Origin of the sequence: Microbacterium sp. EF45047 (genome assembly GCF_028472845.1) — a bacterium.
In the GTDB taxonomy this organism is placed as follows: Bacteria; Actinomycetota; Actinomycetes; order Actinomycetales; family Microbacteriaceae; genus Microbacterium; species Microbacterium neungamense.
In genome coordinates, this window is the sequence record NZ_CP069429.1 from 81120 (window position 1) to 95216 (window position 14097).

Consider the following 14097-nt stretch of genomic DNA (forward strand, 5'->3'; position numbering starts at 1 on the left):
GGGCTCGCCGCGCGAGCCGCCCGCCTCGGGAGGAGCAGACATGCAGCTGGCGATGATCGGACTCGGACGGATGGGCGGCAACATCGTCCGCCGCCTCATGCGGGACGGACACGACTGCGTCGTCTACGACGTGAATGCGGATGCCGTCGCCGCGCTCGCCGCGGAAGGGGCGACCGGCGCGGACAGCATCCCCGATCTCGCCGCCAAGCTGCAGACCCCGCGCGTGGTGTGGATGATGGTGCCCGCCTCGCTCACCGGAGCCGTGGCCGACGAGGTCGCCGCGGTGCTGGAACCGGGCGACATCCTCATCGACGGCGGCAACTCGAACTACCGCGACGACGTCCGCCGCGCCGCCGCGATGCGCGAGCGCGGCATCGAATACGTCGACATCGGCACCAGCGGCGGCGTGTTCGGCCTCGAGCGCGGGTACTGCCTGATGGTGGGCGGGTCGGATGCCGCGGTGCGTCACCTGGAGCCGATCCTGCGCACGATCGCACCCGGCGCCGGGGAGATCGAGCGCACGCCGGGACGGACCGGCGACCTGGCTCCCGAGGAGCAGGGCTTCCTGCACTGCGGCCCGGCGGGCGCCGGGCACTTCGTGAAGATGGTGCACAACGGCATCGAGTACGGCATCATGGCGGCGATCGCCGAGGGACTGAACCTGCTGGAGAACGCGGATGCCGGGGTGCGCGAGGCGGAGCACTCCGCCGAGGTCGCGCCGTTGGAGGAGCCGGAGTTCTACCAGTTCCCGATCGACACCGCCGCCGTCGCGGAGCTGTGGCGCCGCGGCTCGGTGATCTCGTCGTGGCTGCTCGATCTGACCGCCGCCGCGCTGCACGAGAACCCGACGCTGGAGGGACTCGCCGGCCGGGTCTCCGACTCCGGCGAGGGGCGCTGGACGGTCAAGGCCGCCGTCGACGTCGGCGTGCCGGTGCCGGTGCTGGCGGCGTCCCTCTTCGAGCGCTTCGCCTCACGCGACGAGGACCACTTCGCCAACCAGGTGCTCTCCGCGATGCGGATGCAGTTCGGCGGTCATAAGGAGCGTCCCGCCGGCGACGTCCTCGAAGCCGGCGCGCGCAAGTCCGACTCCCACTGACCGTCCCCCTCCCGGTCGTTGCCCCCTCCCGGCCGTTGAGCGAGGGAGCCGAAGGCACCCGAGACGAAACGCGCTCCTACGCAGCCCCCGCCGTCGCCGCGCCCTCCACCATCGTCAGTAGCACCCGCGTGCCCAGCAGCTCCTCGGGCGTCGCCACCAGCGGATCGCGGTCCACGATGACGAGATCCGCCGGCGCCCCGGGCACCAGTCGTCCGCCCTCGGCACCGATCGCGCGGTGCGCGTGGGTGGTGTACCCCTCCAGCGCCTCGAGCGCGGTGAGCCCCTGGTCGGGCCGCACCGGCTCGGCGGCGGGCTGTGCGACGGGGCGCCGCGCCCGGGCATCCGCCATGATCTCCCACGGGTCGAACCCGGCGACCGGCCAGTCCGAGCCGAGCGCGAGGATCGCGCCGCTGCGTCGCACATCGCCGGTGCGCCGGGCCCGCTCGGCGCGGGTGCGCCCCAGCCGGCGCGACCAGTCGTCGCTGCCGTCCGGGCGGACGTGGTGCGTGCAGTGCGTGGGCTGCATGCTCGCGGCGATCCCGCTGCGGCCGATCAGCGCGATGACGTCGTCCTCGACCGATTCCAGGTGCTCGATGCGGTGCTGCGGCCCGCCCGCCGGCAGGCCTGCCAGGGTCTCCGCGACGACACGGATGCCGCGCTCGCCGATCGCGTGCGTGGCGGTCGGCACGCCGTGCGCGTGGAATCGGCGGATGCGGGCGGCGTACGTCTCGGCATCCGGCCACGTGGAGGCGAGTCCCTCGCCTTCCGAATCCGGCGTGGCGAGCCAGGCCGTGCCGCCCTCGACCGTGCCGTCGATGAACAGCTTGATGCCTTCGATCCGATAGCGGCGGCCGCCGCGGCCCTGCATCGCGATGAGCTCGTCGACCTCGGCATCCGTCATGTGCGGCTCGCACCACGGGGAGAGCCGCAGCCGCACCGGCAACTCGCCGTCGGCCTCGATCGCCGATGATGAGGTAGTTGATCATCGGCAGGAACAGGTAGTCGAGCAGCAGCGCCCAGCCGGCCGGATGCGCCACCTCCGCCACACGGGGACGGATGCCGTGCTCCGCGCACCACGCCTCGAAGACCGAGCGCACCGTGAACGCCCAATGGTTCTGCAGGTCGGGGAAGACGATGGCGGGTCGGCGTGCGCCGCGCTCGGCCAGGTGATCGAGGAGCTCGCGCATCGCGGATGCGTGGTCGCTGACGATCTCGCCGCTGCCGGCGGGCAGCCCGTGCGGGACCGGCTCGCCGGTGATCACCCGGATCCGGCCGGAGAGCATGGTGCGCGCGACCGGGTCGTCCAGCGCGGGGTCGAGGATGATCACGGCATCCGCGGGGAGATGGCGCAAGCGCTCCGGCTCCGGCTCCGTGGTGAGCAGGAAGACGATGAGGCCTGCGCGTTCGGCCTCCTCGACGACGCCGAAGGCGGCTTCGGTGTAGTACGCCATCGTGGTGCTGTCCGGCGGCAGGCGCAGGGCGAGCATGCCGGTGCGGGCGCCGCGGAGGTTGCGGGCGACGGTGTTCGGGCGGTATCCGAGCTCGTCGGCCACTTCGAGGACCCGGCGTCGCATCTCCTCCGACACGCGGCCGCGTCCGGTGATCGCGAACGACGCCGTGGAGCGGGAGACCCCGAGGCGGTCCGCGATGTCCTGGAGGGTGACCGCGCGGTCATGGGATCGCATGCTCCGAACTTACCGCCCCGCGTTCCCGGGCCGGTCGTTGAGCGGGCGACGGCGAAGCCGCCGCGAGACGAAGCGCCCCTTCCCGCGGGCGTTCCCCTTCCCCGGTCGTTGAGCGAGCGACGGCGAAGCCGCCGCGAGACGAAACGCCCTCCGCAGACCCTCACCGCCGGGACGCCTCCGCACACGGCACGCACCTCTCCGCGAACGGCCGCACCTCCAGCCGTTCGACCGGAATCGGCTTCCCGCACCCGAGGCAGATGCCGTAGGTGCCGGCCTCCAGCCGGGACAGCGCGTCATCCACCTGCCGCAGCTCGGCGGTGGCGGCATCCGACAGCGCCGTGAGCCGTGACCACTCCGACGACAGCGTCACGCCTTCGGGATCGTGCTCGTCGTCGTCGTTCGTGCCCTGCCGGTCGCGCACCAGCTCGGCGAGAGCGGATGCCGCGGCCTCGGCGCGCGCCGCGGCATCCGCCCGCATGGCGTCGAGCAGCTCCCGGCGGCGGTCAGCCATGGCGGCCGGCTACTCCAGCCATTCCGTGACGAAGCGGTCGTTCGCATGCACGTGCGTGGCCTCGTAGGTGCCGCCGTCGAGGACCTCGAAGCGGTGCGCGACCAGCGCCGGTGCGACGAGGATCTGTCCGCCGACGGCGACGACCCGCTCCTCGCCGACGGTGAACAGTGCGCGGCCGCGGTGGATGATGAAGGTCTCCGCGTACGGATGCCGGTGCAGGCGCGGGCCAGCGCCGGCGGCGGCGGTGAACTCGCGGATGATGCTCACCGGGGAGCCGATCAGGTATCCCTCGATGTTGGCGTCGGGGGCGAGGTCGATGGGCTGGATGGTCATGGGCGCCTCCATTCCGGGCTCAGCATACGCCGGGTGGGGGACACGGCCCGTGGCACGGGACGGCGCTTGGACGGGTTTGGCGTCCGTGGGGCGGGGCGACGCTTCGACGGGCTCAGCGTCCGGTGGGGAGCAGAGGGCCCCGGGGTGTTGCGGCGGACGCAGCAGCCCCGGGGCCTGTGCGAGGGACTCAGCCGACGGTGGCGGCGATGTCCGGGTGGTCGCTGAAGATGCCGTCCATGCCGGCGTTCAGGAAGACCTGGATCTCGCCGCCGCCGGGCGGCACGGCCCGCTCGCCGGTGTTCGCCTCGCTCCCGGAGATGCGTCCGCGGGCGAACGCGTAGGCGTCGGCACCCTGGCGCCGCCGGGCGTACCCGCGGGCCATCGTGCGGGCGACGGCGTCCACGCGTTCGCGTCGCGACGCCAGCACGAGGTCGGTCCCGGTGCCGGACGCCTCGACGATCGCCCGCCGGTTCTCCCGGATCCGCGCCGCGACACCGACGCCGAATCCGCGCAGGAATCCGCTCCGCGCCCTCCGCTTCTCGGCATCCGGCTCCCACCAGTACCGGTGGCGCTCGATCGCCCACCACGCCCGCATCGCGACCATGGCCTGCACCTGCAGACTCTCGATCAGCAGCCTCGCCTGCCGCACATCGGAGGCGTAGCCGACCAGGAACAGCAGCATGCCTCCACCGGGCCGCTCCCCGTACAGCGGACGGATGCTGTCCAGCGCATTCGCGACCCCGGCGCCGATCTCGCGGACGTCTCGCGCGTAGACGCCCGTGAACAGCATCCGTTCTTTGACGATCTCCTCCTGCGGCTGCCCGCGCTCCGCACGCCGCGCATCGATGCGCGCCTGCTCGATGCCGTACTTCAGCATCAGGCGTTCCGCGTGTTCGGTGAGCGCCTCGGCCTCCTCCGGCGTCGTGCTCTCCGCCTTCGCCAGCAGCTTCGTGATGAGATCCAGCTTGGCCTCGGTCATCGTGGCCTCCTTCCTTCGGATGTCACACATCCTTCGGAGAGCCACCCTCATCAGGAGGCGCGCGAGTCAGGTGCGGACGGCCCCTGTGGAGAGATCGCTCGAACCCGCTTGCTGTGGAGAGCCAACGGGGCAACCCGGCTGCCGCCGCGGGGAACCACCGTCTTCACCGGGAACCATCGAATTCGCTCGAACAGGATGGTTCCGCGTGGACAGCGCGGTTCCGCGCGCGCATCGGGCGAGGTGACGCGGATGCCCGAGCGGCGCGCTCAGCCGAAGAGCAGGCTCAGACCCGTGGCGCCGCCGCCGACGACGATGAGGGCGACGATCGTCACCCAGGCGACGATGCGGATGCGGCGGGTGCGGCGTTCCCCGAGGTCGCCGTAGTCCTCGTCCGGATCGCGGATGTCCGTCACGTTTCGTCTCCTCGTTCCGCTCGTCGCTCAATGACCGGGGGTGCGTCCCGTCTCGCTGCGCTCAACGACCGGGAGCCGGCTCGGTCACCGTCGGGCCGAAGACGGCGGGCAGGGTGGCGCGGGAGGTCTCGCGGAGCTCCTCGACCGAGACGGTGAAGAGGTCCTGCACCTCGAGCTGCGGCACCGAGTCCGTGACCCCGATGCGCAGCACCGGGTAGCCCCGGCCTTCGCACAGCCCGCGGAACTTCACGTCCTCCTCGCGCGGGACGGTCACGATCACGCGGCCGGTCGACTCGGAGAACAGCGCGGTCGCGGCATCCACCTCGTCCCGCTCCATGATCTCGTTCAGCCACACGCGTGCGCCGACGCCGAAGCGCATGACGCCCTCCGCGAGCGCCTGTCCGAGGCCGCCCGCCGACAGGTCGTGGGCCGAGGAGATCAGCCACTCGTCGCGCGCCGCCGCGATCAGCCCGGCGAGCCGCTTCTCGGCGCCGAGATCCACGGCCGGCGGGCGCCCGCCGAGGTGCCCGTGGATGACATCGGCCCAGGCCGAGCCGGACAGCTCGGTCGACGTCGTACCGAGCAGGTAGATGTTCTGCCCCTCGTCCTGCCAGCCCGACGGGATGCGGCGCGAGACGTCCTCGATGATGCCGAGCACGCCGACCAGCGGGGTCGGGTGGATGGGGGTGTCACCGGTCTGGTTGTAGAACGACACGTTGCCGCCCGTGACCGGGGTGCCCAGCTCGTAGCATCCGTCCGCGAGACCGTCCACGGTCTGCCCGAACTGCCACATGACCTCCGGGTTCTCGGGAGAGCCGAAGTTCAGGCAGTCGGTGATCGCGGTGGGCTCGGCGCCGGTGACGGCGACGTTGCGGTACGCCTCGGCGAGGGCGAGCTGCGCACCGGCGTACGGGTCGAGCTGGCAGTAGCGGCCGTTCGCGTCGGTCGCGATCGCGAAGCCCAGGCCGGACTCCTCGTCCACGCGGATCATGCCGGCGTCGTCGGGGAAAGCGAGGGCGGTGTTGCCGAGCACGTAGTAGTCGTACTGGTTAGTGATCCAGGAGGTGTCGGCGAGGTTCGGCGAGCCGACGAGCTTCAGGAACTGCGCGCGCAGCTCGGCCGGCTCGGTCGAGCGGGGCAGGTTCTCCGCGGCATCCGCCTGCAGCGCATCCAGCCACGCCGGGTAGGCGACCGGACGGTCGTAGACCGGGCCGTCGACCGCGACCGTGGACGGGTCGACATCGACGATGCGCTCGCCCTTCCAGTCGATGACGAGGCGCCCGTCGCCGGTGACCTCGCCGAGGACGCTGGTCTCGACCTCCCACTTGTCCACCACTGCCATGAACGCGTCGAGCTTCTCGGGGGCGACGATCGCCATCATCCGCTCCTGCGACTCCGACATGAGGATCTCCTCAGCGGTCAGCGTGGGGTCGCGCAGCAGCACGTTGTCGAGGGACACGTGCATGCCCGAGTTGCCGTTCGCGGCGAGCTCGCTCGTGGCGCACGAGATGCCCGCGGCGCCGAGGTCCTGGATCGCCTCGACGAGCTCCTTCTGGTACAGCTCGAGGCAGCACTCGATGAGCACCTTCTCCGCGAACGGGTCGCCCACCTGCACCGCCGGGCGCTTGGTCGGGCCGCTCTCGTCGAAGGAGTCGGATGCCAGGATGCTGGCGCCGCCGATCCCGTCGCCGCCGGTGCGGGCGCCGAACAGGACGACCTTGTTGCCCACGCCGGTGGCGTTGGCGAGCTTGAGGTCCTCGTGGCGGAGGACGCCGACGGCGAGGGCGTTCACGAGCGGGTTGGCCTGGTAGACGGCGTCGAAGACGGTCTCGCCGCCGATGTTCGGCAGGCCCAGGCAGTTGCCGTAGAAGCTGATGCCGGCGGTCACGCCGTGCACCACGCGCGGGGTGTCGGGGTGGTCGATGGCGCCGAAGCGGAGCGCGTCCATCACGGCCACCGGGCGGGCGCCCATCGAGATGATGTCGCGGACGATGCCGCCGACGCCGGTCGCGGCGCCCTGGAACGGCTCGATGAACGACGGGTGGTTGTGCGACTCGGCCTTGAAGGTCACCGCCCAGCCCTCGCCGATGTCGACGACGCCCGCGTTCTGGCCCATGCCGACCATGAGGCGCTTCTTCATCTCCTCGGAGACCTTCTGCCCGAACCGGCGCAGGTACTTCTTCGAGGACTTGTAGGAGCAGTGCTCCGACCACATCACGGAGTACATCGCCAACTCGCCCGACGTGGGGCGGCGGCCGAGGATCTCCTTGATCTTCGCGTACTCGTCGTCCTTGAGACCGAGGGCCGCGTACGGCTGCTCCTTGTCCGGAGTGGCGATCGCGTTCTCGACGGAGTCGGGGACGTGGGTGGTGGCGGATGCTTCGGGGGCGGCGGTCACGCGGACTCCTGGAGGAGAGGGAGGCGGGGCGGGTCCAGTCTACCGGCGCGGTTCCGGATGCCGGTGCCCGGCGTTCTACGCCGCCTCTCGTCCCCCGGTGACCATCTCGCGGAAGTACCCGATCCCCGTCACCATGTGGAGCACGGCCCCGACCGAGGTCACGACGAGGCCGACCGTGCCCACGGCGTCCAGCGCCGGGAGAAGGCCGACGCCGACGAGGACGAGGCCGACCATCAGGATCGCGGTGCGCAGCTTGCCGAGCCGCGAGCTGGCGGGCGTGACCCGCAGGCGCGTGGCGACGCTCACGATCAGGAGGGTGACATCGACCCCGGCGATGACGAGCACCACCCAGGCCGGGAGATGTCCGCCGATCACGAGCGCGAGCACGAGGGCGCCGACGCCCAGCCGGTCGGCGACCGGGTCGAACAGCGCCCCGAACGCGCTGGTCTGGCCGAGCCGGCGGGCCAGGAAGCCGTCGACCCAGTCGGTCGTCCCGAACAGGGCGAGCAGAGCCAGGGCCAGCCCCGGCAACTCACCGCGCACGATGAGGACGAACGCCGGTGCGATCAGCAGGAGACGGAGGAGCGTGATGGCGTTCGGGATCGTCGCCCAGTGCGGGCGGGGCCTTGGCTGTGCGGTGTCCATGCGCGTTCCTCCCGTGGCGCAAGGATGATCGAGTCGGCGCCCCACCGCAAGCCTGCCCGCGGCATCCGGCCGACGGCATCCCCCACACCCGCGGCACCGACCCGGCACCCGAACCCGCGTCCGAGCTCAGCCCAGCAGCGGCCGTCCGTCGTCCGACGACAGCGCCGTCTCGATCTCCTCGAGGGTGGCGGAGGCAGCGAGGGCGAACGCGATCGCGAGCTGCTCATGACTGGCAAGGCCCCAGATGCGCAGGAGCAGATCGCCGTACTCGCGGACCTGGGCGTCCTACGTCGACGTCGGCGATCCCGCCGACCGTGGCGGCCGTGTACCGGATCGCGGTCCAGTCCTCGGGCGCGGCATCCGCGAGCACACGCGCGATCTCCCGTCGCAGGCGGTCCTCGGTGACGGCCGGCGGCTCGCTCGTCTCATCGGATGCCATCGGCGCGACCTCCTTCATCTCCGCGGTGCCCTTCATCCGCGCCTTGCCGCGGACGCGTCGCGGCGGACGCGTCGGCGGCCGGGGCTGAGTACCAGCATGCCACCGTGGCGAACAGCTCACTGCACGACATCGTCCCCCGCCGAGTGTGGCCGGATCGACAGCGCTCGCCCCGCAAACGAGTATCAGAGGATCGCGTAGGCCTCGTACTGGGTGTCACCCGGCAGCGGGTCGAAGAAGTTCACTTCGAACTGCGCCGTTCCACCAGTCGGCAGACGGTCGATGTATCCCGATTCAGCCCCGATGATCTTGCCGGTCCCGTCGCGAGCGACAACCACGATCTGGACGAGTTCCTGATCTGCGCTGAAGGAGCTCGTCACCTTCCCATGGACGGAGGTCGAATAATCGTCGGTGGTCGGCACGACTTCCGTGATCTGGAAGGATCCGGTTTCTGAAGCTGGGGAACGGGTCGCTTCGGTTGCCGCCGGTCCCCGCACGTCGATGTTCGCGATCTGCCCGCCCCCGACGGAGAAGAACATTCCGGACACCGCTGAACGACCCGACAAGATCGTGCGGTAGTCGCTCGATGAATCGAGGATCGTGCCGGCGGCGTCCACCGCCTCGACATCGATGCCGGTGTTGGCGAACACGTAATCCTGGTTGGGGTTCTCGAAGATGGCTACATACCACCAGACAGTCGGGTCGTAGCTGCTCTGACCGAACGCTGTCTCGACGAGCACCAGATCCTTCCGAGCATCGACCGGCGCGGCCGTCTGTGAATCGGTCTCAGACGTCGTGTCTGTCTCTGCGTCGTCGGCCTGCTCGGTTACTGCGGTCTCGGGGCTGCCGAAGGCGTCATCGAACGACGTGGTGACCACCGCGAAGAACACAATGAACCCGATGACCGTGCCGACGACCGAGACGATCAGACCGACGACACCCATCCACTTCCGGCTGCCCTTGAGGAATAGCGACACGATGCTCAACACGAAAGCGATCGGCAGAAGCACCCAGCCGACCACAAGCGCGCCTGGGATGCACGCGAAGACGAGCCCGATGATGGCGAGGATCATCGCGATGAGGGCGAGAACATTCGGCTTCTCGTCGGGCGGACCGACCGGGCCATCTGGTGCTGCCGGAAGTGGTACACCGTACGGTGGCTCGGATGCGGTGGAGCTTGCGAGTCGCCATGGCGCCGGCGGAGCAGATGGCGGGGCCGAGGGCGGGAACTGCGGAGATGGCCCACCGTATGGCGGGCCCGATGGCGGGCTTGGGGGCGGGAGCTGTGGAGATGGCCCATCGGTGGGAGGGATTGGAACGGACATTCTGTCCTCCTCGTGAGATAGCGCTCGATTCGCCCTCGGCGACATGTGCCGAAGGCACCGGTCCTGCGCCTGCTCGATGTCTCGCTGCTGCGTACTCGACGATATGCTTCCGTGGCCCTTAGTTATCCGCATGGATCGGTTGGATCACACTGTATCGGGGCGACGAAGATTTGGCATCTACCCGCGTAACCCCACGCAGAAGTTGTGAAAGGACATCATGAAATCCTCGGCCGACAAGACCGTAGCCGTCATCGCGTTGCTCACGCTCCTGGGGCTGGGTACCGCCGCCTGCTCGGGCGATGCAACGCCCTCGGCGCAGAAGCCCGCGTCGCAGTCGTCGGCCGATTCGGGCTCGCCGGAGGCTAAGACCGAGAAGCCGGAGCCGGTCGACCTCACCGGCGAATGGAAGCAGACGAACGCGAACTCCGAGGAGAGCTTTCAGACCGCGACCATCACAGGCTCGACGATCGAGGTCTACTGGAACGGACCGGACATGTCCGCGCTCTACTGGGCGGGCACCGTCGACGTCCCTCGGGACGGTTCAACGACATTCACGTGGGACTCCGTGAACGACAAGAGCAAGACCAACACGTCGATCATGGCGTCGAGCGACGACACGAAGACCTTCACGTACACGGAAGGTGAGATCTCTTACAACGTCACTGCTCTGGACGCCACCGTGACCGTGCGGTTGGCGAAGCAGTAAGGCTCACTCCGCGACGCAGGACGGACCGACCCGCATCCCCGCGCCGACGCGGGCACGCCATCTGGCGAGGGCATCCACTACCATGGCCCGGGCGGATCTCCCATGGTCACGCCCGGATCCGGGGCCGGGAACGTCCCGGCCGGCTCATCGTGAAGGGTGCTCATGAAGCTGCTGCGAATCCCGCTGCTGGGGTGGATCCTCATCGCCATCGTGCTCGGCGTGCTGGTCGGTCCGATCATGCCGCTCTGGCTCGGCAACGTGTTCCTCACCTACAACTCGATCTTCTCGGGCTTGCTCGGATTCGCCGTGCCGCTGATCATCTTCGGCCTGGTCACCCCGGCGATCGCCGAGCTCGGCCGCGGCGCCGGCCGCTGGCTCGGTCTCACCGCGGTGATGGCCTACGTCTCCACGGTGCTCGCCGGGCTGCTCGCCTACGTGGTCAGCCGCTGGCTGTTCACGGCGTCCCTGAGCGGATCCGGCAGCATCTCGTTCGACGAGAGCTCGTCGCCGTTCGCGCCGTACTTCTCCGTCGTGGCGGCCCCGGACGGCGGCGCCACCGAGATCGTGCTCGCCCCGGTCATGGACGTCATGTCCGCGCTCGTGCTGGCCTTCGTGATCGGCGTCGGCCTGACCGCCATGCGCAGCAAGGTCGTGTTGCAGGGGGCGATCGAGTTCCGCGCCATCATCGAGGCGCTCATCCGTAGGATCATCGTGCCCGCACTGCCGCTGTACATCTTCGGCATCTTCATGGACCTCTCGCACAGCGGCTCGGCGGTCGACGTCATCACGAAGTTCCTGCTCGTCGTGGTCGTCTCGTTCGCGCTGACCGTGGTCGTGCTGCTGATCCAGTACACCGTCGCCGGGGTGATCGCGGGCGTGAACCCCCTGAAGGCGCTGTGGGGCATGCGCGACGCGTACGTCACAGCCCTCGGCACCTCGTCGTCGGCGGCGACGATCCCGGTGACGCTCGAGTCCGCCAAGCGCAACGGCGTGACGGATGCCGTGGCCGGATTCGTCATCCCGCTGTGCGCGACCATCCACCTGTCGGGTTCGATGGTGAAGATCACCTGCTTCTCGGTGGCGGTGCTGCTGATCACCGGCGGCGACGTCACGGTCGGCAGCTTCCTGCCGTTCATCTTCATGCTCGCGGTGATGATGATCGCCGCCCCGGGCGTGCCCGGCGGCGCGATCGCGGCCGCGGCGGGGCTGCTGGTGCAGATGCTCGGCTTCGGCGAGGCCGAGGTGGGCCTGATGTTCGCCGCCTACATCGCGCTGGACAGCTTCGGCACGGCGACCAACGTCACCGGCGACGGCGCGATCGCCCTCATCGTGAACAAGCTCTCGCGGGGACGCCTCGGCACGCCGCACGCCGAGCACGACGAGGCCGGAGCGCCGGGCGCGTCCGCAGCGTCGGGCGGCGCCGGCGAGGCAGCCGAGGCTCCCGAGCGCGCCTGAACCGAGAGGGCGTGTGCCGCCCGCTTCACCGCGCGGCGGTTCATGACGGATGCCCTGCCCCCGGGCATCCGTCCCTCGAGGGAATCAGTCGAGCACGAGTCAGTCGAGCACGAAGGTGACCTCGAGGGTCACCTGCCATTCGGTGATCCCGCCGTCGACGACGATGACCTGCTGCTCCTTGACCCAGGCGCCGCTGACGTTGCGCAGGGTCTCGTTCGCCCGCGACACGCCCTCCTGGATGGCGGCCTCGAAGCTCTCCGTGGAGCGGGCGGTGATGGTGGTGACACGTGCGACCGACATGGCGATCCTCCTTCGTGACGGAACGCTCCCCATGCAACGCCATCCGGCTCCGGCCCACAAGACCCCGTCGGAGTCACGGATGCCGCGTCACGGCCGGGTGTCGTCGTGGTGCACCACGCGGCTGAGCTCGATCACCCCGCCCGGCAGCTCCCAGTAGTGCAGCCGCCGCGCGCCGGGGGCGTTCTGCTCGATCGATGAGCGCCAGCAGCGGCCGCCGTCGGCCCGCACCACGTATGCGTCGTCGCCGCCCTCGCCGGTGCGCAGCCGGTGCAGCTCGCGCGCGGGGATCTCCCGGTCGCGTCCGGTGATGGCGTCCACGCAGGCGCGCACGGCCTTGCTCAGCTGCGTCTCGTCCAGCCCGGCCAGCGAGTCGATGAACCCGGGACCCAGCGAGTACTCGCGCAGCGGCCAGCGGGTGCGCTCGCCGGGAGCCGTGCGGATGCCCCAGGTGCGCTCGATCTCGAGACGGATGCCCTCGGGCGTGGGGTCCACGTGAGCGCGCTCGGCCGCGCGGCGGGCGTCCCGCAGGGCGCGGCCGGTCTCGCGGCGGTCCTCCGACAGCTCGGCGAGCCGCGCCTCCGCACCCGCCCGCTCCGCCTTCTCCTGCGCGAGCTGGGCGCGCAACCGCTCGTTCTCGGCACGCAGCTGCGACTCCGCGCCGCTGTTCGACGCGTTCGACCCGTTCGACCGGGCGACGAGGTTCGTCAACGCGAGCAGGTCGCTCCGCAGCGCCGCGACCTCGTGCGCCAGGGCGGCGACGTCGTGGCGGGTGGCAGGTTCGGCGCCTCGGTCGCGATGAGCGGCGGATGCCGGCTGTTCGGCATCCGTCCCCGAGTCCGATGGACGCGGGCGGTCCTCGCTGAGCCAGGGCGCGCCGCCCGCGACGAGCGCGAGAGGCGGGACCAGCGGGGCCTCCGGGTCGGCGTCGGCGACGCTCAGTGCGATCTCGCCGCCGGGCTTGCGGTGCACGCGCACCCGGACGACGTCGCCGACCTCGAGCAGGTCGCTCACCGGGCGGTCCTCGGCGCCGACGTCACGCCGGCGCAGCACCACGGGGAGCCGCGGATGCAGCTGCACGGTGGCCCGCAGCTCGGTGACCTTCACGACGAGCGCGAGCGTGTGCGCGCCGTCGGTGAAGACGTCGAGGTCGGGGACGAGGGGCTCGGGGTGCAGCTCGCCGCCCTCGAGGACGCCGCTGACGGGCTCGCCGACGACGAGCGCCGCGATCAGCGGGACGTCCGGCGGGAGCAGTGTGGCGGTGGCGGTGACGGCCGTGCCGTCGTCGAGCCGCACGATCGCGCGGGTGCCGTCGGCGACGAAGCCCTGGACGATGCCGCGGGCGCGACGGATGCCGGGGCCCGGCGCCGACTCGACGGTGCGGCGCCCGGTCTGCGCCATGGCGTCGTGGATGAGGTCGTCGGTGCCGGCCTGGCCGGGGAAGCGCAGGTGCGAGCGCGTCCAGTTCGGGTTCGCACCGAAGTCTGGTGGGTAGGAGCGGGCGGCGCCGTTGAACACCTGCGTCTTCGGCGGGACGAGCGACTCCAGGCGCTTCGAGGCCGTGCCGGTCGCGAGGGTGATGACGTCGGCGATGCCGTCGAGTTCGGCGCGCAGCCGGTCGACGTCGAACGCGTATCCGCCGTCGTGGTCGGTCGACACCAGCACCAGCGGACGCTCCCGCGGCTGCAGGATGCGAGCGGCGAGGGCGTCGGCGTCGGCCGGGGTCGTCACGTCCGCGTGTGTCATGTCTTCGAGCGTAGGCGGGAGGGAGGTGCATCGCCGCGAGACTTGGCCTTCTGCACGAGAATCAGCGCACAG

14 protein-coding genes and 1 pseudogene are annotated in these 14097 nt (G+C 70.6%); 3 read left to right on the forward strand and 12 right to left on the reverse strand.

Going from position 1 to position 14097, the window contains the following annotated elements:
- The first annotated feature begins 40 nt into the window (after positions 1-40).
- Positions 41-1096, forward strand: coding sequence for a phosphogluconate dehydrogenase (NAD(+)-dependent, decarboxylating) (gene gnd / locus JRG78_RS00435; RefSeq protein WP_259607062.1), 1056 nt, complete (start codon positions 41-43; stop codon positions 1094-1096).
- 76 nt (positions 1097-1172) lie between these two features.
- Here the strand turns inward: gnd and JRG78_RS00440 are convergent, their stop codons facing one another.
- The 10 genes and pseudogenes from JRG78_RS00440 to JRG78_RS00480 form a co-directional block, all read right to left on the reverse strand.
- Positions 1173-2057, reverse strand: coding sequence for an amidohydrolase family protein (locus JRG78_RS00440; RefSeq protein WP_272653812.1), 885 nt, complete (start codon positions 2055-2057; stop codon positions 1173-1175).
- Between the two features lie 574 nt (positions 2058-2631).
- Positions 2632-2781 (reverse strand): annotated as a pseudogene (locus JRG78_RS12645) (LacI family DNA-binding transcriptional regulator); the annotation flags it as partial.
- Positions 2782-2941: 160 nt separating this feature from the next.
- A complete protein-coding gene (locus JRG78_RS00445; protein ID WP_259607063.1) occupies positions 2942-3292 on the reverse strand; it encodes a TraR/DksA family transcriptional regulator in 351 nt (116 codons plus the stop codon).
- Positions 3293-3301: 9 nt separating this feature from the next.
- Positions 3302-3625: a cupin domain-containing protein gene (locus tag JRG78_RS00450; protein WP_259607064.1), complete on the reverse strand. Its 324-nt coding sequence runs from the start codon at positions 3623-3625 to the stop codon at positions 3302-3304.
- Between the two features lie 187 nt (positions 3626-3812).
- Positions 3813-4604, reverse strand: a complete 792-nt coding sequence (locus JRG78_RS00455) for a DUF2786 domain-containing protein (RefSeq protein ID WP_272653490.1) — start codon at positions 4602-4604, stop codon at positions 3813-3815.
- 266 nt (positions 4605-4870) lie between these two features.
- Positions 4871-5017, reverse strand: a complete 147-nt coding sequence (locus JRG78_RS00460) for a hypothetical protein (RefSeq protein WP_259608260.1) — start codon at positions 5015-5017, stop codon at positions 4871-4873.
- Positions 5018-5078: 61 nt separating this feature from the next.
- Positions 5079-7415, reverse strand: coding sequence for a phosphoribosylformylglycinamidine synthase subunit PurL (gene purL, locus JRG78_RS00465; RefSeq protein WP_259607067.1), 2337 nt, complete (start codon positions 7413-7415; stop codon positions 5079-5081).
- Between the two features lie 75 nt (positions 7416-7490).
- Positions 7491-8060, reverse strand: a complete 570-nt coding sequence (locus JRG78_RS00470) for a CDP-alcohol phosphatidyltransferase family protein (RefSeq protein WP_259607068.1) — start codon at positions 8058-8060, stop codon at positions 7491-7493.
- 223 nt (positions 8061-8283) lie between these two features.
- A complete protein-coding gene (locus JRG78_RS00475) occupies positions 8284-8535 on the reverse strand; it encodes a hypothetical protein (protein ID WP_259607069.1) in 252 nt (83 codons plus the stop codon).
- Positions 8536-8681: 146 nt separating this feature from the next.
- Positions 8682-9569, reverse strand: coding sequence for a hypothetical protein (locus JRG78_RS00480; protein WP_259607070.1), 888 nt, complete (start codon positions 9567-9569; stop codon positions 8682-8684).
- 469 nt (positions 9570-10038) lie between these two features.
- Here JRG78_RS00480 and JRG78_RS00485 point away from each other — a divergent pair, with 469 nt between their 5' ends.
- Entirely contained in the window at positions 10039-10527 is a 489-nt protein-coding gene (locus JRG78_RS00485; RefSeq protein WP_259607071.1) for a hypothetical protein, read from the forward strand.
- A 162-nt stretch (positions 10528-10689) separates the two neighbouring features.
- On the forward strand, positions 10690-11982 hold the full coding sequence (locus JRG78_RS00490) for a dicarboxylate/amino acid:cation symporter (protein ID WP_272653491.1): 1293 nt from the start codon (positions 10690-10692) through the stop codon (positions 11980-11982).
- 99 nt (positions 11983-12081) lie between these two features.
- On the opposite strand, the gene JRG78_RS00495 is transcribed toward JRG78_RS00490, so the two are convergent.
- On the reverse strand, positions 12082-12282 hold the full coding sequence (locus JRG78_RS00495) for a dodecin family protein (RefSeq protein ID WP_259607073.1): 201 nt from the start codon (positions 12280-12282) through the stop codon (positions 12082-12084).
- Between the two features lie 87 nt (positions 12283-12369).
- Complete coding sequence (locus tag JRG78_RS00500; RefSeq protein ID WP_272653492.1) at positions 12370-14025, reverse strand: hypothetical protein; 1656 nt, start codon at positions 14023-14025, stop codon at positions 12370-12372.
- Positions 14026-14097 lie beyond the last annotated feature (72 nt).

Coding starts and splice junctions, on each gene's coding strand:
- JRG78_RS00480 (WP_259607070.1), bottom strand. CDS start 9,569: ATGATCCTCGCCATCATCGGGCTCGTCTTCGCGTGCATCCCAGGCGCG.
- JRG78_RS00470 (WP_259607068.1), bottom strand. CDS start 8,060: ATGGACACCGCACAGCCAAGGCCCCGCCCGCACTGGGCGACGATCCCG.
- JRG78_RS00485 (WP_259607071.1), top strand. CDS start 10,039: ATGAAATCCTCGGCCGACAAGACCGTAGCCGTCATCGCGTTGCTCACG.
- JRG78_RS00450 (WP_259607064.1), bottom strand. CDS start 3,625: ATGACCATCCAGCCCATCGACCTCGCCCCCGACGCCAACATCGAGGGA.
- gnd (WP_259607062.1), top strand. CDS start 41: ATGCAGCTGGCGATGATCGGACTCGGACGGATGGGCGGCAACATCGTC.
- JRG78_RS00500 (WP_272653492.1), bottom strand. CDS start 14,025: ATGACACACGCGGACGTGACGACCCCGGCCGACGCCGACGCCCTCGCC.
- JRG78_RS00495 (WP_259607073.1), bottom strand. CDS start 12,282: ATGTCGGTCGCACGTGTCACCACCATCACCGCCCGCTCCACGGAGAGC.
- JRG78_RS00475 (WP_259607069.1), bottom strand. CDS start 8,535: ATGAAGGGCACCGCGGAGATGAAGGAGGTCGCGCCGATGGCATCCGAT.
- JRG78_RS00455 (WP_272653490.1), bottom strand. CDS start 4,604: ATGACCGAGGCCAAGCTGGATCTCATCACGAAGCTGCTGGCGAAGGCG.
- JRG78_RS00445 (WP_259607063.1), bottom strand. CDS start 3,292: ATGGCTGACCGCCGCCGGGAGCTGCTCGACGCCATGCGGGCGGATGCC.
- JRG78_RS00490 (WP_272653491.1), top strand. CDS start 10,690: ATGAAGCTGCTGCGAATCCCGCTGCTGGGGTGGATCCTCATCGCCATC.